At 50.3% G+C, this 19,862-nt stretch carries 15 protein-coding genes; 2 read left to right on the top strand and 13 right to left on the bottom strand.

Translation table 11 applies throughout. The annotated features are described in order from the left end of the window. Positions 1–38 precede the first annotated feature (38 nt). The 8 genes from B5E82_RS08785 to B5E82_RS08750 all read right to left on the bottom strand — a co-directional run bounded on the left by B5E82_RS08785 (position 39) and on the right by B5E82_RS08750 (position 10,657). Complete coding sequence (locus tag B5E82_RS08785; RefSeq protein WP_087307190.1) at positions 39–3,515, bottom strand: FtsX-like permease family protein; 3,477 nt, start codon at positions 3,513–3,515, stop codon at positions 39–41. A 15-nt stretch (positions 3,516–3,530) separates the two neighbouring features. Then, positions 3,531–4,235 (bottom strand): ABC transporter ATP-binding protein, encoded by a 705-nt coding sequence (locus tag B5E82_RS08780; protein ID WP_087307189.1) that lies wholly within the window; start codon positions 4,233–4,235, stop codon positions 3,531–3,533. An 826-nt stretch (positions 4,236–5,061) separates the two neighbouring features. Beyond that, the gene (locus B5E82_RS08775; protein ID WP_087307188.1) at positions 5,062–6,288 is read right to left on the bottom strand and encodes a GerMN domain-containing protein; all 1,227 of its coding nucleotides are present in this window, start codon (positions 6,286–6,288) and stop codon (positions 5,062–5,064) included. Between the two features lie 162 nt (positions 6,289–6,450). Beyond that, the gene (gene phoU, locus B5E82_RS08770) at positions 6,451–7,098 is read right to left on the bottom strand and encodes a phosphate signaling complex protein PhoU (RefSeq protein ID WP_087307187.1); all 648 of its coding nucleotides are present in this window, start codon (positions 7,096–7,098) and stop codon (positions 6,451–6,453) included. Positions 7,099–7,105: 7 nt separating this feature from the next. Continuing rightward, a complete protein-coding gene (pstB, locus tag B5E82_RS08765) occupies positions 7,106–7,855 on the bottom strand; it encodes a phosphate ABC transporter ATP-binding protein PstB (RefSeq protein WP_087307186.1) in 750 nt (249 codons plus the stop codon). Positions 7,856–7,900: 45 nt separating this feature from the next. Then, positions 7,901–8,773, bottom strand: a complete 873-nt coding sequence (pstA, locus tag B5E82_RS08760; RefSeq protein ID WP_087307185.1) for a phosphate ABC transporter permease PstA — start codon at positions 8,771–8,773, stop codon at positions 7,901–7,903. Then, positions 8,760–9,659 (bottom strand): phosphate ABC transporter permease subunit PstC, encoded by a 900-nt coding sequence (gene pstC / locus B5E82_RS08755; RefSeq protein WP_087307222.1) that lies wholly within the window; start codon positions 9,657–9,659, stop codon positions 8,760–8,762. The genes pstA and pstC overlap by 14 nt, the downstream gene beginning before the upstream one ends. Positions 9,660–9,688: 29 nt before the next feature. Beyond that, on the bottom strand, positions 9,689–10,657 hold the full coding sequence (locus B5E82_RS08750; RefSeq protein WP_206415662.1) for a substrate-binding domain-containing protein: 969 nt from the start codon (positions 10,655–10,657) through the stop codon (positions 9,689–9,691). Positions 10,658–10,954: 297 nt separating this feature from the next. On the opposite strand from B5E82_RS08750, the gene B5E82_RS08745 reads away from it, so the two are divergent. After that, positions 10,955–12,013: an inorganic phosphate transporter gene (locus B5E82_RS08745; protein WP_087307183.1), complete on the top strand. Its 1,059-nt coding sequence runs from the start codon at positions 10,955–10,957 to the stop codon at positions 12,011–12,013. Positions 12,014–12,099: 86 nt separating this feature from the next. After that, on the top strand, positions 12,100–12,723 hold the full coding sequence (locus B5E82_RS08740) for a DUF47 domain-containing protein (protein ID WP_087307182.1): 624 nt from the start codon (positions 12,100–12,102) through the stop codon (positions 12,721–12,723). Between the two features lie 248 nt (positions 12,724–12,971). Here B5E82_RS08740 and B5E82_RS08735 read toward each other — a convergent pair whose 3' ends face one another. The 5 genes from B5E82_RS08735 to B5E82_RS08710 all read right to left on the bottom strand — a co-directional run bounded on the left by B5E82_RS08735 (position 12,972) and on the right by B5E82_RS08710 (position 19,704). Next, entirely contained in the window at positions 12,972–13,781 is an 810-nt protein-coding gene (locus B5E82_RS08735) for a CPBP family intramembrane glutamic endopeptidase (RefSeq protein ID WP_162610744.1), read from the bottom strand. Between the two features lie 216 nt (positions 13,782–13,997). After that, a complete protein-coding gene (locus tag B5E82_RS08730; protein WP_087307180.1) occupies positions 13,998–14,696 on the bottom strand; it encodes a response regulator transcription factor in 699 nt (232 codons plus the stop codon). A gap of 18 nt (positions 14,697–14,714) precedes the next feature. Then, complete coding sequence (locus B5E82_RS08725; RefSeq protein WP_087307179.1) at positions 14,715–15,983, bottom strand: sensor histidine kinase; 1,269 nt, start codon at positions 15,981–15,983, stop codon at positions 14,715–14,717. Between the two features lie 5 nt (positions 15,984–15,988). After that, positions 15,989–17,656 (bottom strand): Na/Pi cotransporter family protein, encoded by a 1,668-nt coding sequence (locus tag B5E82_RS08720; RefSeq protein ID WP_087307178.1) that lies wholly within the window; start codon positions 17,654–17,656, stop codon positions 15,989–15,991. A gap of 602 nt (positions 17,657–18,258) precedes the next feature. Next, complete coding sequence (locus tag B5E82_RS08710) at positions 18,259–19,704, bottom strand: ArnT family glycosyltransferase (RefSeq protein ID WP_087307176.1); 1,446 nt, start codon at positions 19,702–19,704, stop codon at positions 18,259–18,261. Between the last annotated feature and the right edge of the window lie 158 nt (positions 19,705–19,862).

The raw sequence follows: 19,862 nt of genomic DNA, 5'->3' as shown, positions 1-19,862 counted from the left end.
GCATTCAGCAAAGAAGCAGGATAACTCCTGCTCTCTGCCTATTCTACACTTTTCAGTGACTCTACCATATCAATCTTCCGGAGCTTAAAATACTGCATGCCATTTACAATGATGGAAAAGGCAAATGTCAGAAGGATGCTGAAGATAAAGCTGTGGGGCCGAATCACCCGGCCAAACATCAGTGTATCCGTCTCCACCGTGGTCATCACATATCTGTGAAGGGCCACTCCCATGAGCAGTCCCACAGCCGTCCCGATCACGGTCAGCATAATATTCTCACGATTGACATAAGCCGACACTTCGCCATCGAAGAACCCCAGCACCTTCAGCGTCGCAAGCTCCCTTTTTCTCTCGCTGATGTTGATATTGTTCAGGTTGTACAGTACAATGAAGGCCAGCATTCCCGCGGAAATCACCAGCACCGCGATCACCACGTTCATCGTATCCAGCATATCGTACACCGTCTCCGCCGTGCCGCTGATAAAAGTCACGCTCTGCACCGCGTCGAGCTCCATATATTCCTCCTGAATCTTGGCCTCAAAGGCCTCGTCCGTCTGGGTGGTATTCACAAAGAGCATATTCCATTCCGGCTCGTTTCCGTAAAGCTTTTCATAGAGCTCCTTGCTCATATAAATATAGTGCATAAAATAATTTTCGGTGATATGCTCCACCACAGCTTCCACATGTTTTTCATCTTCCGTCAGAATGACCGTATCACCCTCGGACACATCCAGCAGCGTCGCAAGCTTCTCAGAAATAATGATTCCGCTGCCGTCCAGCTCATAGCTTTCCCCGCTTTTCCGATCCTGAAGAAGGATATAAGAGTCCAGCTTTTCTTCATCGGAAGGCACAATCAGGTACGCGCTTTTCTGGCCGTTTTCCCCTCCATCCTTTTCCACATCCACCGCTGTCTCCAGCATTTCCATGGAATCCGTGATCCGGTCGTCCGAAGCCGCCATGTCGAAAAATTCTGACTGCACGTCCGCTTCCGCATCAAAACCGATGGAGGCGTCATAGACAAAGATCTTCTCAAACTGCCCCTCTCCAAGGTAGGAGACGGAATCCTTCAGGCCAAAGCCCATGATCAGAAGGGCCGTACAGCCTCCGATACCGAACACTGTCATAAAGAACCGCTTCTTATAACGCACCAGATTCCGCACCGAAGACTTCTGGCTGAAATTCAGCCTTTTCCAGAGGAATGTGACGCGCTCCAGAAAGACTCTCTTTCCCGCCTTTGGCGCGGCGGGCCGCATCAGCTCCGCCGGAACGGAAAACAGCTCTTTATAGCAGGCCGCCCAGGCCGCTCCCGCCGTACAGAGCACGGCTGCCGCCGTGGCCATCACTGAATACTGGAAATTCAGGGGCGTCAGCGTATATGTAAGATCCGGATACAGGATCTGGTAAGCCACCATAATCACCATCGGCAGGAACTTCTGCCCGGCTACAAGTCCGATCAGACTGCCCAGCAGACTGGAAATCAGCGCGTACAGAATGTACTTTGCCGCAATGCTTCCCCTGCCATAGCCCAGGGCTTTCAGGGTTCCGATCTGCGTTCTCTCTTCCTCTACCATACGGGTCATGGTTGTCAGGCACACCAGGGCCGCCACCAGGAAGAAGATCACGGGGAATACCCGTCCGATTGCTCCGATCCGTTCTGCGTTCTGTCCATAATCTACATAAGAAGCGATGTAATTGCGATCAAGCACATACCATTCCGGAACTTCCATATCCGCAAGTTCTTCTTCCGCATCGGCAATCTGCTGGCGGGCGTCCGCGATTTCCTCATCTGCCTCCGCCTTTGCGTCGGCATATTCTGCCTCTCCGTCTATCAGCTCTTCCTCCGCGTCCGCGATTTCCTGCTCTCCGTCCACAATCTCCTGGCGGGCGTCCTCCAGCTCAGCCCGGCCGTCCGCAAGCTGCTGTTCCGCGTCGGCAAGCTCATCCTCCGCGTCAGAAAGCTGCTCTACCGATTCGCTGATCTTGCCGTTCGCAGCATCTATCTCAGCCTGGGCCGCGTCAAGCTGTTCCTTGCTGGCCGCAAGCTCCTGCTCTCCGGCTTCCAGCTGAGCCTTCGTCTCCTCAATCACAGGGCCCAGCTGGGCCATTCCTTCCTGACAGGCCGTAAGCTGGGTCTCAAGCTCTGAAAGCTGGGTCTCAAGCTCTCCCTGCTGGGTCTGAAGCTCCGCAAGCTGGGTCTCAAGCGCTTCTTTCTGCTGCAGCAGCTCTTCAGAACCTTCCGGTCTCTGTTCAGGGGGAAGAGCCTCGATACCCGCTATCTGGTCCAGCAGGGCCTGAACCTCTTCCATTCCGGACTGAACCTGCCCCAGTCCTGTCTGGACCTGTTCGATTCCGGACTGAAGCTGGCTCTCTGAGCTCTCCAGCTGGGCATACTGCTCCTCGTAAGGCTCCAGAGCCGCATAGCCGTCTTCGATCTGTTTTTTCCCCGCTTCATACTGCTCCCAGCCGCTCTCCAGCTGGCGCTCCGCATATATGATTTCCCGCCTGCCCCGGTCCGCCTGCTCCCAGCCGTCCGAAGTCTGCTGTCTGGCGTCCAGGTACTCCTGCTCTTTTTCCGCAAACTCGGCTTCTCCGTCTTCCAGCTCTGCCCGGCCGTCCGCAAGCTCCTGTTTCGCGTCTTCCAGCTCTGCCCGGCCGTCTTCCAGCTCCTGAGCAGCGTCCGCCAGTTCCGCTTCCGCATCCGCGATCTCGGCCTCGGCGTCCGCAATCTCCTGCTGTCCTTCCTCCTGGACTTCCGCATAGCGGATTTCACACCGCTCATCCGCGATTGCCTCAATCCGATCTGCTACTGTATCCACAAGATTTTCATACTCGTCTCCGTAGCAGTTCAGCTCTGCCGCGCCCGCCACTCTTACACAGATCTGAGTATAATAATCCATCGAAAACGCGCTCTCCGGAATCACCAGAAAACCGTTCAGCGTTCCATTTCCGATACTGGTCGTTCCGCGTTCCAGCGACAGATAATACGGACTTTTCACGGCTCCTACCACCGTGAACTCTGTAACGCTTAAGATATCCTCGGTATCCGTATCCGTAGCGGATCGAAGCGTAACGGTATCGCCTATTTGAAAGCTTCCGTCCTCCAGAAGCTGATTATCCACGACGCACTCATTTTCCGTCTCCGGCATCCGTCCTTCTGTCACAGCCAGAAGATTTATCGTATCCGGAACAGACATGACCTGCAGGTTGAACTGTTCCTTTTCCACCGTACCGAACATGTCCATGGAATAATAGGGCATAACCTCTTCTACGCCCTCTATGGCCGCGATACTCTGCGCGTCCTCCTCTGTCATGCCCAGGGCGCCCTGCACGCTGATATCCATGAGCCTGCCTTCATCATAATAGGTGTCCGCCGAAAGTTCCATATCCGGCTGCGTCGCCCGGATTCCGGAAAAGAAGGCTACTCCCAGCACCGTAATAAACAAAATTGACAGGAAACGATTCAGGGTTTTGCGGACTTCCATATAGAATTCTTTTCTCAGTGCCTTTTTCTTCATACCGTCCCCTGCCCGTTACCACTCGATTGTCTCCACAGACACCGGATGTTCATTCAGTTTCATCTGGCTGACACGCCCGTTCCGGATTTTGATAATCCGATCCGCCATAGGCGCAATCGCTGAGTTATGCGTAATGACAATCACCGTCATTCCACGCTCCCTGCAGGTGTCCTGCAGAAGCTTCAGAATTGCCTTGCCGGTACTGTAATCCAGCGCGCCTGTAGGCTCATCGCAGAGCAGAAGTTTGGGATTTTTCGCAAGCGCGCGGGCGATGGCCACACGCTGCTGCTCTCCTCCGGAAAGCTGTGCCGGAAAATTATCCGTCCTGTGCCCCAGTCCCACTTCTTCCAGCACCTGCCTGGCATCCAGGGGATCTTTGCAGATCTGAAGGGCCAGCTCCACATTTTCCAGAGCTGTCAGGTTCTGAACCAGATTATAAAACTGGAACACAAAACCGATATCATCTCTCCGGTAAGCCGTCAGCTGCTTCCCGCGAAGCTTTCCCACATCTCTTCCATCCACCCATACCTCGCCTTCCGTACAGGTGTCCATGCCTCCCAGAATATTCAGCACCGTCGTCTTTCCTGCGCCGCTGGGCCCGACAATTACCACAAATTCTCCTTTTTCAATTTCAAAATCAATACCATCCACGGCCGGAATGTCCACTTCGCCCATGTGGTATATCTTCTTTACCCCCCTAAGCTCTACAAAATGATTCAAGGAATATCCTCCTTTTCGCTTAGTCTCTCTCTATTTTAGCCTGTGCGCAGAAATTATTCAAGCAAATCTGCTTCTCCCGCTCCGAATGCTGACAAATCTTTGCTGAGCTCTCAGCCGGCGAATGGCTGAACGCGTCCGGACAGCAGCGCATTCCTTTTTTCGGACATAAAATCAGCGGGCATCAATTACTTTCATTCATTGACACCCGCTGTCATACTATGCTGTCCATTGGACTTATACCTCTCTTTTCCTATTCTGTTTTTTGTTCTTTTCAATTTTCTGAAGTCCCATTGACTTCTTTTGTTCGACTTCTTCTGTTCTCGGCTTTTTTTGTCTTTTCTTATAAAGCTTTTCTTTTCCGGTTAATTGTTCTTCTTCTTTTCTTCTTTTCCGGCTTCTTCTTTGTTCTTCTGCCGATTCTCATCGAACATTTTCTTTTTACCCTGATCTCCGTTCATATTTCTTTTGATTCAGATGTGTTTTACACCTGTTTCTTAAGTAATATCAGAAGATCACCTTTACGTCTTCGGTGGACTGTACCTCCTTTTCTTAGATTATAGGGTAACTCGTTAAGTTTTGGTTGGACCGTACCTCTCTTTCTTAGATTCACCTCATAATCTATATTAAATATAATTAATTATATTCTTTTAAGATGATGTGGTGTTGTTTCTTTCTTTTTCCTATCTCTTATCTTTGATTATATTATAGTCACCCCTTTCTTATTTGTCAACACTTTTTTGAAAAAATTTTTATTAAATCTGCTTTTATTTTCTCTTTCTATTTTTTCTGCATTAATTGTGCTTATTTTTATAAATATTCAGATTTTTCAGCCAAGTTCTATATTTACAAAATCGCCCAGCACATGAGGCACTTCCATGCACAGCCAGGTCTGGCCATCCTCCTGATAGGAATACCCGGCCGGATGCTCATTCTGTCCTTTTCCAAAATCGAAGCCTCTGAGCGCCGCGGCCAGCTGCTCTGCGTCTCCATAGAGAACCGTCAGACGCTCCTGAAACTCTGAGGCCAGTTCACCGCTCACCGTATAGTTCTTCCCATTCATCATATCTTCCGCAACCTGATTTACATTCACGTGATGGGCCAGGCGGATATTTTCACCGGTCTTCATATCTATATTGTAGGTATACTGGAACCGGGAGGGATATGCCGCTCCAGCCGCTGAAATCTCTCCGGACACCAGAATGGAAAGAAGCTCGTCATTCATGGTTTTGACATCAAAAGCGCCCTGAAGGGAACTGCCTTCCGCCAGACCTTCCGCCATCTCTTCCGCCTTTTTTTCCATTATACTGTTCCATTTCTCCTGAAGCTCTGTATTGGAGCAGTCCTGAATCTGAGGATAGGAAAAGGTCACCGCGCCCTCCTGAAGCAGACCTTCCGACACGGAATAGGAAGCCTGTACATAACTGTAAAGCTCCAGCCAGCCGTCATAGACCTGATGTCCTGTCTCCAGAACAGCGCCATCCACCGTCACTTTTATGGCAGAGGCGTCGTAGGCATCCAGGAAGGTGTTGACCAGGCTGCCCATCACCATCGTCTCTTCGGAGGTTCCCATGGAAGACAGCCAGGTGCCGAAATCCTCTGACAGGTTCAGCGTCAGCCGTTTATCCGTCACAGTGCCGTCCTTTGCCGTCTCCGTTCCTTCAGAAAAGCTTTTTACCGTCACCGTATCTGGCAGCATTCCGTAAGAGGCCAGATTCATGATCAGAATTTCCGGGGTAATCTCTTCTGTCATAGCCGTATTGACGCAGATATTTTCCGCTGCATCATCGCTGTGGTAGATTCGGATCGTGATTCCTTCCACCTCTCCTGCCGGAGTCTCCCGCTCATTCAGAACCGGCCGTTCCTGCTCTTCCAGGGTTCCTTCTGCCTGCGCTGTCTCATCCGTGCCGCTGTCTTCCTTCTGGCCTGCCTGTACGCTTTTTTCTGCCGTCTCCGCATTCTGCGCCCTGTCTCCCCCCGCAGAGCCGCAGCCGGCCCCGGCTGTCAACAGCACCGCAAGCAGTAACGCCAGAAATCCCCGTCTTCTTTCTCTCATACAGCTCCACGCCTCCTTCTGCCTGACAGCGGCTGCCTGGCGTATCGCACAAAAAAAGCAGCCGTTCTACTGATTGTAAGTATAACAGCTACTTTTTAATATTTTATGAAGAAAAACACCTGTTTTTACTAATTTTGAAGTATAAACAGTCTATACCGTCCTCTAGTTCTCTTCGGATCTCTCGCCGGTGATGGCATACTCCACCCACTCTGCGATGTTGGTCGCATGATCTCCGATACGCTCATAATACTTGGTGATCATGAACAGATCCAGAAGCTCCTCGCCTCTGCTGCTGTCTTCCCGGATAGCGTCCAGAATCTCGCCGCGCACTTTCAGGAACAGCTCATCTACCTCATCATCGCTCTTGATGACCTCTCTCGCCAGATCCAGCTTCATGTCCACATAGGCATTGACACTGTCATTAACCATTTTCATGGCCACAGTGCCCATCTTGCAGATATGCAGGAACTGATCCGGAAGCTTCTCGTTCATCTGAACCACGATCTCGGCAATATCCGCCGCCTGGTCTCCCACACGCTCCATATCTGTCACCATCTTGAGCGCCGCAGACACCCGGCGCAGGTCGCCCGCCACCGGCTGCTGGTGGAGCAGAAGCTTAATGCACATGGCCTCGATATCCCGCTCCTGCTGATTAATCTTGGCATCTCCGTTCATAACTTCCTTCGCCAGTTCAATATCACCGTCTGTCAGAGACCTGGTCGCGTCGGCAATGGCCTTCTCACAAAGGCTTCCCATGGCAATCATCTGTGTGTGCAGCTTCGTGAGCTGCTCTTCATAATAATCTCTCATTTTATTATCAACCAAACCTTCCTGAGATATAGTTTTCTGTACGCTCATCCTTCGGCATGGAGAAGATCTGATCGGTCTCGCCCATCTCGATGACTTCACCCAGAAGGAAGAATGCAGTCTTGTCAGAAATACGCGCTGCCTGCTGCATGTTATGCGTAACGATAATAATAGTATAATCCTTTTTCAGCTCCATGCAAAGATCTTCGATCTTGGAAGTTGAAATCGGGTCAAGAGCAGAGGTCGGCTCATCCATCAGCAGGATGTCCGGCTGTACCGCAAGGGCTCTCGCGATACAGAGTCTCTGCTGCTGTCCGCCTGACATGCCCAGGGCGCTGGTCTTCAGACGATCCTTTGTTTCATCCCAGATAGCCGCGTTGCGGAGGGATTTCTCTACGATGTCATCCAGCTTCGCCTTGCTGCGGATACCATGGGTTCTCGGTCCATAGGCAATATTGTCATAAATGCTCATAGGGAAGGGGTTCGGCTTCTGGAACACCATACCTACCCGTTTTCTCAAAAGGTTCACATCCATGCCATTGTAGATGTCCTGCCCTTCCAGCGTCACCTTTCCGGTGATTCTGCAGCCCTCAACCAGATCATTCATCCGGTTCAGAGTCTTTAAGAATGTGGACTTACCGCAGCCGGAAGGTCCGATAAAGGCCGTAATCTCATTGGCCTGTATTTCCATATTTATGTTTTTGAGAGCCTGAAAATCTCCGTAAAACAGATCCAGATTCTCGATTTGCATGATACTCATTCTATTTTACTCCCATCTGTCCTGCAGTGCATGAGATGTTCCTTCTCAGGCTCCTGTCTTTTGTCTTAATTTCTTCGCTACAAAGCTGGAAAGCGCGTTGATTCCGATGACGACCACCAGCAGTACCACGGCTGTGGCGGAGGCCTCGTTTACATGAAGGGCTTCGCTTGTCAGCACGTACATATGAAGCGCCAGGGTACGGCCGGAATCCATCGGCCCGGCATATTTGGCTACGGTACCGGAGGTGTACATCAGAGCCGCCGTCTCGCCCACGATACGGCCGATGCCCAGGATGACGCCCGCCAGGATTCCCGGTATCGCGCTGGGAAGCACGATGCGGAACACGGTGCGCAGCTTTCCGGCTCCCAGTCCGAAGCTTCCTTCCCGGTAAGAATCCGGCACCGCCAGCAGGGCTTCCTCCGTAGTACGCATAATCAGCGGCAGAATCATGATAGCCAGGGTAAAGGCGCCTGACAGCATGGAGTAGCTCCATTTCAGGGTCGTCACAAAGAACAGCATACCGAACAGGCCGTATACGATAGAAGGAATACCAGAAAGCGTCTCCGCCGTCACGCGAACCACGCTGACCAGCTTATTTCCCTTCTTCGCGTATTCTACCAGGTAAATAGCCGCAAAGATTCCAAAGGGCACCGCCAGCAGGAGGGACATCAGAATCATCAGCAGCGTATTGACCACCGCAGGCATCAGAGATACGTTGTCTGAATTATATTCCAGCGCAAACAGGGACGGCGTCAGATAGGGGACGCCTCTCACCAGGATATACGCAATCAGGAACACAAGCACCGCAAAGGTAATGAGGGCTGCCAGCATCACCAGAAGGAACAAAATCAGGGAGCCTGGATGCTTGAAGTAGGCGCGCAGTTTGTCGCCTGCGCTCTGTCTGTTAATCGCCTGCATTTTGTCCCCTCCTCAATAATGATACGCTTAAGTTGATAATCAGGATGAACACAAAGAGCACCACGGCTGTAGCAATCAGCGCCTCTCTGTGAAGCCCTGTGGCGTAGCCCATCTCCAGCACGATATTCGCGGTCAGGGTACGCACGCCCTTTAAGAGGCTGGTCGGCATCGCCGTCTGGTTGCCGGCAATCATGATGACCGCCATGGTCTCGCCGATTGCGCGCCCGATTCCCAAAACCACTCCGGTCAGCACGCCGGACTTGGCCGCGGGAAGCATGACGGTGAAAATCGTCCGTTCCTTGGTCGCTCCCAGGGCGAGGGCTCCTTCATAGTAGGTTCTCGTAACGCTTCTGAGGGCAGACTCTGTCGTTCCGATGATCGTCGGCAGAATCATGATTCCCAGCAGAATGCAGGCAGTCAGCATGACGTTTCCCTTGCTGCCCGTAGTCTCACGGATAAAAGGAACCAGAACCAGCATACCGAAGAAACCGTATACGACGGAAGGAATTCCGGCCAGAAGCTCGGTGGCGGCCTTTAAGGGCCGGTAAATCTTCGCCGGGCAGTACTCCGCCATGAAGATGGAGGTCAGAATTCCTATGGGAACTCCGATGACGATCGCTCCGGCCGTCACATAAATACTTCCCAGGATAAAGGGAAAGATTCCATATAAATCATTGGCAGGCCTCCAGGTTTTACCCAGAAGGAAATCAAGAGGCCCGATTTCCGCTATAGCAGGAAGTCCGTTTGCAAACAGGAAAATGCAAATCAGGGCTACCGCTAAGATAGAGGTGCAGGCGGCTATAAAAAACACCGCCTGCATTCCTTTTTCTTTCCAGTGACCGCTGAAAGCCTTTCCTGTTCTAGTTCCGGGTTCCTGGCTTTCCATCACTTTACTCATCTGTCTTACTCCTGTAATTACTGAACGTCAGCCCAGGTCGTCGTTGCTCCTGTGTAGATGCTCTGTACCTGCTCGGAGGTCAGTCCCTCAATCGGGTTCTCGTTGTTTACGATTACAGCGATACCATCCAGCGCAATCTGGGTTCCGGTCAGCTCTGCAGTCTCCTCTTCCTTCAGCTCACGGGAAGCCATTCCAATCTGGCAGGTTCCGTCGATAGCGGAGGTCATTCCGGAGGTGGAGTCTGTGGTCTGAATCTCAATGTTTACATCGCCGTTCAGAGCCATATAAGCCTCAGCCAGCTTCTCCATTACCGGAGATACGGAAGAGGAACCAGCAACTACGATGTCGCCGGATACGCTGCCGCCCTCGAATGCCGGAGCCGCGTCGTCGATGGTGATGTAGCCTTCCTCGCTTACGATTGCCTGTCCCTCAGCGCTCAGGATGTAGTTGATGAAATCCTGCGTGGTCTCGTCCGGAGTACCCTTGGTAGCGATGTTGAACGGTCTTGCTACCGCGTATGTACCGTCCTTTACGGTCTCCACAGAGGGAGCCACGCCGTCGATGGTCAGAGCCTTTACCGTCTCATTCATGGAACCAAGAGATACATAGCCGATAGCGTACGGATCTCCGGCTACGCCGGTCATCATAACGGAAGTGTTGTTGGTAATGGTAGCGTCCGGAGTAGTCATATCAACCTTCTCGCCGGACTCATCCTCCTGCTCGATTCCCATCAGCTCGATGAAAGCGCCTCTGGTTCCGGAGCCATCCTCACGGGAATATACGGAAATTGCTGCAGAAGTATCAAAATCACTTGCTGTCTCAGCCGCGTCTGCAGTCTCCTCAGTCTCAGCTGTGTCTGCAGTCTCGGTTGTTTCAGTTGTCTCAGTTGTCTCAGTCGTCGCTGCATCATTAGATCCGCCGCAGCCTGCCAGCATAGCAGCGCACAGAGTAACAGCTGTTAAAATGCTTACTACTTTCTTTTTCATAATTTCTTCTCCTTCTGGCCCGTGTCCTTGTGGGCCTGTTCTTCGTTTTCTTCCTCAGGGCTTTCTTTCCTGCCCTGCTTTTTTATCTTAAATTTCAAATGTTAAGTCTAAAAGCACATTTAGGTTAAGCTTATGTAAAGTAATCGTTATGTATTTGTTGATTTCCCCTGTCCCACTATGCTATAATAGGAATGTCGCCGGGTGACGGTTCCTGCTTATTTCTGTCGTCCGGGGAGCCCTCGAGCTTCTTATATAGAGGGAAGTCTTTTTATTTTTCTATATTTTTCGGAGGTCGTTATGGACTTATCTATGGAATACTTTCTTGCACAGGTGACATCCAATCCCCTGCTGCTGATAGCGGTCCTGCTCACGCTTGGCGTTATTCTCGTCAATGGATGGACGGACGCGCCGAACGCAATCGCCACCTGCGTGGTGACCCGGTGCATGCCTGTGAGAGCCGCTATTCTTATGGCCGCAGTCTTCAACTTTCTGGGCGTTTTCCTCATGAGTATACTGAACGCTACCGTAGCCGAGACCATCACAAAGATGGTGGACTTCGGTACCAATTCCCATGAGGCCATCGTCGCTTTAAGCGCCGCCCTCTTCGCCATCGTCGTATGGGCCGTTCTTGCCTGGTATTTCGGAATTCCTACAAGTGAAAGCCATGCGCTGATCGCGGGCCTGACCGGAGGAGCCATTGCTCTGCACGGCGGACTGGAAGGCGTCAACGGAAGCGAATGGATCAAAGTCATCTATGGTCTGGTCATCTCTGTAGTTATGGGCTTTGCCCTGGGCTTTTTCATCTGCAAATGCGTGGTTCTGATTTTCCGGAACGTGGAACGCCAGAAGACGGAAGGCTTTTTCCGGGGAGCTCAGATCTTTGGCGCCGCCTGTATGAGCTTCATGCACGGAGCGCAGGATGGACAGAAATTCATGGGCGTTATCCTGCTGTGCCTGCTTCTTGTAAACGGAAGCAGCCCGGGTACCGAAATCGCCGTGCAGATGCCCATCTGGCTGATGCTGCTCTGCTCTGTCGTCATGGGTCTGGGAACATCCATCGGCGGCAAAAAAATCATCAAATCCGTAGGCATGGATATGGTAAAACTGGAGAAATACCAGGGCTTTTCCGCTGATATCGCGGCTTCTCTTTCGCTGCTTTTCAGCTCTGTATTCGGCATCCCGGTATCTACCACCCACGCAAAGACCACAGCCATCATGGGCGTGGGCGCCGTAAAGCGTCTGTCCGCCATTAATTTCGGAGTGGTAAAGGACATGGGGCTGACCTGGATTCTGACCTTCCCGGGCTGCGGTTTTATCGGCTTTCTGATGACAAAGCTCTTTATGTGGCTGTTTTAAATTGTGAAGTCAACGAAACATCCCGCGCTGTCCGCGGGAATAAGTGATAAGTGAAATCATATTTTTTAAAATGAAAGGGAGAAACAATGGCAAACAAAGCAGATCGTCAGTATTTTGAAAATTTTATCGAAGCCTCCGACTACACCTGCCAGGCTTCCAAATACCTTGTAGAATGCCTGAACAACTTCAATCTGGACAACATCAAAGCCATGCTGGATACCATGCATGAGTTCGAGCACCAGGGCGATGACAAGCACCATGAAATGTCAGCCATGCTCGCCAAGGCCTTTGTCACCCCGGTAGACCGGGAAGATCTGGCCATGATCAGCCAGAGCATCGACGAGGTGCTGGACAAGCTGGAGGAAGTGCTGCAGCGCTTTTATGTGGACCAGATTCAGAAAATCATTCCGGACGCCATCACCTTTGCTGAAAAGCTCATGAACTGCTGCGAGCTCCTGAAGGGAATCATGGAAGAGTTCATCAATTTCAAAAAACCCGCCAAGCTCCATGAGATGGTCATCAAGCTGAATCAGATCGAGGAGGAGTGCGACGTCCTGTACCTGGAAGCCACCCTGAATATCCGGCAGCACTGCGCCGACGTCATCGACATTATCTCCTGGCGCGAAATCTTTGATTATATGGAAGACTGCGCCGACGCCTGCGAGCATGTGGGCAATTATGTAGAGCTGGTGGTGCTGAAGAACACCTGAGAAAATGTGAATTTTAAGAGACCTCTGCAATTTTCTATATCTCGTGTTCGGACGTCTCACGTACAGCTGTATGCTTCCGGACGGACTAAAAAACAGTCCGCCTGAATCATACAGCCGTTCGCGAGAAGCCGGGACACTGAGATAATAGAAAACCGCAGAGGTTTTTTACATTTCAGATTTTCTCCTCCAATCGCTAGCGGTAGGAGGTCTATATATGGACTATATCTAAGCCATATCTGATATTCCTGTTATTTCTTCTGTCTGTTTCTGCAAACTGTCGCGTATCCTGCACAAAATAATGCAATGATAATAATCGGAATGATTAGATAATTTCCAGAGGCGATCTCGTAATACAGAATTGGGGAATTCTCACCGGCTGTTCCCATTGATATGTAGCCTGTATAGATAAAATTCCATATTCCGTGGGCCGCCGCACAGGGCCAAAAGCTTCCGGTTCTGCTCCGTATCAGGCCCAAAAGCAGAGCAAGGGCGAAGATATAAAGCACTGTCAGAAGCATTTCTGCAGGCTCCTGCCTGTTCATAATGTGCAGCAGTGCAAAGACAATGCCCGGAATCAGAACAGCGGCCGTTCTCCCATATCGATCTTCAAAGTATTTGAACAGGACTCCTCTGAAAATCATTTCTTCTGCAATTCCTGCCCCGATTCCAAAGTCAATCAGCGCCCGTAGCAATGCAAACGGTATCTCATTCTGCGGAAGCAATCTCCAGTTTCCGGGGACCAATACTACCCTCAGCACTAGAATCACTCCCTGAAGACATATCGTCGTCACTCCCCAGGTTACCAAAGTATCTGCTTTGCATCCGGGCATCCCTTCCCTTCTGGGCATGCCCAGGACCCGTTTCATATATGTACCTGTCAAAACATATATAGCAATAAGATAAACACCGGTGCTGCACAGAAGATATACTATCGTCCCGGCCACGGTGTTTCCAAAAAGCAGGCGTACCAGTAACGCCCCCATCATTCCCAAAATCTCGGAAGCGTACAGAATCACCAGCCCCGCCAGAATATCCCGCACGCTTCTCAGCACCTTCATAAACAGACAATCCTTCCTATTATGTACTGCTTCTGTGTGCTCCCCCACAGCTTTCTCCGCTCCAGTGTAAAATACCCCGCAGCTTTCCATTATCCAAGTGTCCGGCTTCTCGCGGACATCTGTATGATTCAGACGGACTGCTTTTTAGTCCGTCCGGAAGCATATGGATGTCCGTGAGACGTCCGAACACCGGATATGGAAACTGCGGGGCCCCTTTTACACAAACTTATATCCCATTCCCCTCACCGTCTGGATGTACTGGGGATGATCCGGATCTTTCTCAATCTTCTTCCGGAGATTTCTCACATGTACATCCACCGTACGGGTTTCTCCGGAGTATTCATATCCCCAGATCAGCTCCAGAAGCTGCTCCCGGGTAAATACACGGTTGCGGTGGCTGGCCAGCAGATAGAGAAGCTCAAACTCTTTCAGAGAGAGCGTAATGGGATTCCCGTCTACAGTCACTTCCCGGGCCGTGTTATTGATCATCAAATCACCTACCAGAATTTTGTCCTCTGGCTGGGATTCTATCTTTTCCAGGGAGCTCCGGCGCAGCAGAGCCTTGACTCTTGCCAGAAGCTCACGGATTCCGAAGGGCTTGCTCAGATAGTCGTCCGCTCCCATTTCCAGGCCGAGAACTTTATCAATCTCCTCGCCCTTAGCAGTCAGCATAATCACGGGCATAGCTGTAAGCGCCGGGTCTGAGCGCATGGTTTTCAGGACCTCAATTCCATCTATTCCAGGCAGCATATAATCCAGGAGCACCAGATCCACCTGCATGGTTTTCATGATTGCAAGGCCCTTTTCTCCTGTCTCCGCCCGCAGCACCTCATATCCGCCTTTTTCCAGATTGTACTCAAGCAAATCCAGAATATGTTCTTCATCATCGATTGTCAGTATTACTTTTTTCGCCATAACCTATTTCCTTCCCTTTCAATAAGGCAGTTTCACTGTAAATTCCGTACCTACGCCGGGCTTGCTCGCCACTTCAATCGTTCCGTTGTACAGTTCCACAATGTGCTTTACAATCGAAAGTCCCAGACCGGTTCCTCCCTGAGCCTTTGATCTGCCCTTGTCTACCCGGTAAAACCGCTCAAAGATACGGTCAAGCTGTTCCTCCTCCATGCCGATGCCCGTATCCGAAACTTCTATTACCAGCTGGCTGACGGTACTCCTGCAGGTGATCGTCACCGCTCCGAATTCTGTGGCCTTCAGTCCATTGTCCACCAGATTGATCAGGAGCTGTTTCAATCGGTCACGGTTGCAGCTGTAAGGGCAGACTGACGAATCCGGATGAAAGATCAGACGCACATGCTCCTTCACCTTTGGCTGAAGGAGTTCAACCACTTCTGTAATTACCGCGTTTACATCACAAGGCTCCCGCTTTGTGTCCTTTTTGCTCTCTATTTCAGAGAGAAGCAGGGTGTCGCTGATCAGATTGCTCAGGCGGTCCGATTCAATCTCAATGATATCCAGAAATTTATGGGCGATTTTGGGATCTTCGATAGCTCCCGCCTTCAGCGTCTCCACAAATCCCTTGATGGAAGTCAGGGGCGTTTTAAGCTCATGGGTCACATTGGAGACAAATTCCCGGCGCATATTTTCTACCTTTTTCATGGCAAGCACATATTTTCGGAAATACATGCCAAGGAAAAAGATCAGCGCTGCCAGGATTACTACCGCCATAAGCGTAGATCTTACAAACTCATCATCCATGTCCTGCAGCTCCTGCAGCGGAATCGCTGTACGGATAACGCCCTGAAAATTTCCGCTTTCCACCGGAACAGCGCAATAACAGTAATCCACATCAAAAGTATCTGAACGCCGGATAATGCTGTTGCTGTCTCCCTGAAGGGCCTTCTGCACCTCTTCCCGATCCAGATGATTATCCATCAGTTCTCCGGCTCCGCGGGATTCTCCCAGTACGTTTCCTTCTTTATCAATTACAGTAATGCGGATGCCGTATTTTTCCGCATAACTGTCCGCAAACTGTTCGAAAGCGTTCCCACCGCTCTGTTCCGCACTCTGGCCGGCTACATCTTCCGCCAGAAACAAATCCTTCAGAAGCTCCGTCTGTGTCAGATAGCTTCTCTCACTGTGATGTTCCAGATACCTGAAACCATTGGTCCAGAATGCATATTCAAAAGCAAGCAGAGCTACCACTGCCGCAATTACATAGCCTATCAGAACCTTTTTCTTCAATATTATTACTCCTCTCCCTCATCTGCCACATAGCCCACAATATTATTGGCGTGATCCGAGATACGCTCAATGTTGCTGAGCATATCCAGGAAAAATACGCCTCTCGCGGCTGAGCACTCGTTTCTCGCCAGACGATCGATATGCTCGGTCCTCAGGTCCTCTTCCAGATCGTCTATCTCATCCTCAATCTGAATCACCTGCTGCACATACGCCATTCTTTCCGTCTCTCTGGCCAGTACGGCTGCCTTTACAGAATCAATCGTCAAAGCTGTAATTTTTTCGAATCCTTCCATTGCCATATCGGAAAAGCTTAAGCCTTCCTGTATCATTTTTTCTGCCAGTTCGGCAATATTGTCGCAGTGATCGCTGATCCGCTCTATATCGCTGACCGTATAGAACAAATCATTCACTACCAGACGCTGGTGTTCTGTCAGAGAACCTTTGCTGATCTGAGCAAGATATTCTGCCATCTGCTTTTCATATTCATTCATAGTTTCTTCTATTTTGAAAGCTCTGTCCACTCGTTTCTGATTTCCGGTCCGCACCGCGTCAAAAGCTGTTTCCATATGGAGCAGAGCCATCTCTCCCATACGGACTACCTCCTTTACCGCTCCTTCCAGCGCAAAGGACGGTGATTCCAGAAGCCGCATGTCCAGATGGGGAAGCTCACAGCTGATATCCTCCAGCTCCTCCGCTTCTTCCTCCTTTTTCTCGTGATCCTTTACCAGAATTCCCGAGAGCTTTACCAGCTGGTTGCCGAAAGGATACAAAAAGGCAGTATTCAAGATATTAAACACCGTGTGAAATACGGAAATGCCCACGCTGTTCACTTCTGAAGCAGCCCAGGTCCTGTCCAATGAAAATATCAAAAACATTCCGGCACCAAATACCACTGCCCCGATAGCGTTAAAAAGCAGATGAATGACAGCTGCTCTCTTTGCCGTTCTGTTAGCCCCAAGGCTGGACAGAAGAGCTGTCACACATGTCCCGATATTCTGCCCCAGCGTAATAAAAACCGCAGAGCTCCAGTTCACCACGCCGTTGGCCGCCAGTGTCTGCAGAATTCCCACAGAAGCCGATGAGCTCTGAATCACAGCCGTAACCACCAGTCCGGTAAGGATTCCGAGAATCGGGTTGCTGCCCAGAATGCGGAAAGCCTCCGAAAACACAGGGGCTTCCCGGTAAGGCGTTATGGAATCTGACATAAAACTCAATCCCACAAAGAGTACGCCAAAACCTGTCAGGATTTCACTTATATCTTTTATTTTCTCCTTCTTGGAAAAGAGAAACAGAAACGCTCCGATTCCGATTAAAAGCGGAGCAAAGAACTCCGGCTTGAACACAGCCCCCCATTCGCTCATGGAGACCAGCCACGCGGTGATCGTGGTTCCGATATTGGCGCCCATGATCACGCCCACTGCCTGAACCAGTGTCATCAGTCCCGCGTTTACAAAGCCGACTACCATAACTGTGGTGGCAGAACTGCTCTGGACAATTGCCGTCACTCCTGCTCCCACAAGAATTCCCATCAGTCTGTTTCTGGTGAGAAACTCCAGAAGGTGCTTCATCCGGTTTCCGGCAGACTTCTGCAGGCCGTCAGCCATCACATTCATGCCGTATAAAAACATTCCAAGACCGCCTACAAAGCGGAACAACATTTCTATATGTTCCATGTCAAATCTCCTCCGTAGTATTATAGTCTCTCATGTTAAGTACATTATCAAGCTTACGTAAAGTTTAATCGTATTTTTTGTAAAGTTCTTGTAAACCAACGGCATCCCGCTGCTGTCCCCTTGCCCTTGTCATTCTACGGAAGAAACAGGAATCTCTTGTTCATATTTTATTCATATATCTTTCAAAAATCGTTAAACAGATAATCACACCTCATTCATTTTCCTCCCATATAATAAGACCATAAGATAAAGGAAAAAGCAATACCCCTTAAATAAGCCAATTACCTTTTTTGAATAAACTTTTTCATAATAAATGCCAGGCAGAGCAGCTGCCTGGCATCCTCCCATTTTACAGGGCAATGAGCAGAGCAGAGACATAAGAAAGGACGGATGACATGCTTGCATGGCAGACGTCTCTTTTTTATGGCTCTATTCAGCGAAGCCGATAAGCGAGATGCAGCGACTCTATCCCTTCCCCTCTTCTTCCCTCTCCAGGGAGCGGAATCGAGCTTAGCTCTGCTCATTGCCCGTCCGTCCCCAGGCAGAGCAGAAAAATGAGAACAGGGTGGAGGGACCGACATCTCTTTTTTTACTACACTTTTTTACTGCTCTATTCTCTCTTCCCAGTCTTCCCCGTAAAGCTCCTCCATGGTATACACCTTCACTACTGATTTATCCTCCACGTCCTTATACGCCGGCCACATAATCTTCACTACACAGAACAGCGCGCATCCGGCAATCCACAGGCATACCAACACCGTTCCCACAGCGAGGATTTTTCGAATCACAGCGCCTGCACACTGCTCGATCCAGCGCAGCAGATCATACAGTCCCCGGGTAATATAGTACATAAAAGGAATCAGCATCGGCATACTGTACCGCCCCTGGGGCTGGTAATCTGTCGCATAGGAATACCAGAAATTCAGCACATTGGGAACGATAACCGCTATCAGAAGCCCAAGATGCCAAAACAGCTTTCTGCAGTCTGCCGCTGTTCCGCGTTTCCTGCGGCGGATGCGCCCCGCCGCCTCCGCCAGCAGTCCAATAATTCCCGCCGCAAAAATCATACCGTAGCCTGCGTACATCCACCAGCGGAGAGCATACCAGAGCGGCCCCAGAACGCCAATAAAGCTTTTGATCACAGAAATCACAAAATCCGAGCGGAACAGCATATACAGCATGGAATGGCCCTGGTTCTGATAGGTCTGTCTGTTAGAAGGCTTCAGAATATCCATCGCATACTGCTCTGCGTATTCGTTCTGAGTCTTCAATCCCAGAATATCTCCATCATACAGGAAATAATTCCGCACAAACCACCAGCCCGACAGAATCAGCACGACCGCCAGAATCAGAATTCCCTTTTTCCAGAATTCTTTCCAGCAGTGTTCTCCTCTTCTGTTTTTCTCCAGATAATACCCGAAAAATACGACAGCGCCTGTGATCAGGAAGCCATACGCATTATAATAGGAAAGAATACAGATAGAAAAGCTGACAGCCAGCTTCAGGCAGGTGGGAACAGAAAAGCCATCCTCCATTCCCCTCAAGAGATACCATACAATCATGGCCGTCGCCATAAGGGCCATGGAATCGCAGTTCAGATAGGTGAACAGAAACGCGGCCTGAGGCAGGCACACTGTCAAAAGAGTAAACAGCCACTGAACTGCCGGACGGCCAAAGAGTTTTCTGGCGATTGCCCTTACATATCCCGCAAATACGAGACCGCAGAGAACGCTGCACAGTCTTCCCGCGAACAGAAGAGAAAAAGCATCCGATGTGAACAGCATTGCCGCGCGCACAAACAGCGCCTCGGCAATCTGCGGCAGAATCGGACGGAACCCATAGGTAAACCCCCAGGAATAGTCCATAATCTCCTGCTGATACCCTGTGGGCAGTTTTCCATATTCTACAATGTACTCTACAATCCGGGAACGCATATATTCATCCGGCCCCTCATTGAAGGGCAGAATCCAGGCCCAGGAAAGCCATATAAGCAGGATAAATGCAAAAAACAATATCTCCAGCCATTTTTCTTTCGTTATCTTTTTCATTTGCAGTCTGATTTCCTTCGCATAAAATCTGTCTGCTTTATTATAACAATTTGAAGGGGGAAACACAAGAATAACCGGTTTGATTCGGCCTGTCTGTCAGCCATTCGATTCGACTCGTCCGGCTGCGCCGGGAAAGCGCAGCCATAAGGTCGAATTAG

Origin of the sequence: Lachnoclostridium sp. An138 (genome assembly GCF_002160765.1) — a bacterium.
Classification (GTDB): domain Bacteria; phylum Bacillota; class Clostridia; order Lachnospirales; family Lachnospiraceae; genus Laedolimicola; species Laedolimicola faecalis.
The sequence above is the reverse complement of the archived record's forward strand: the minus strand, read 5'-3'. Positions and strand labels throughout refer to the sequence as shown.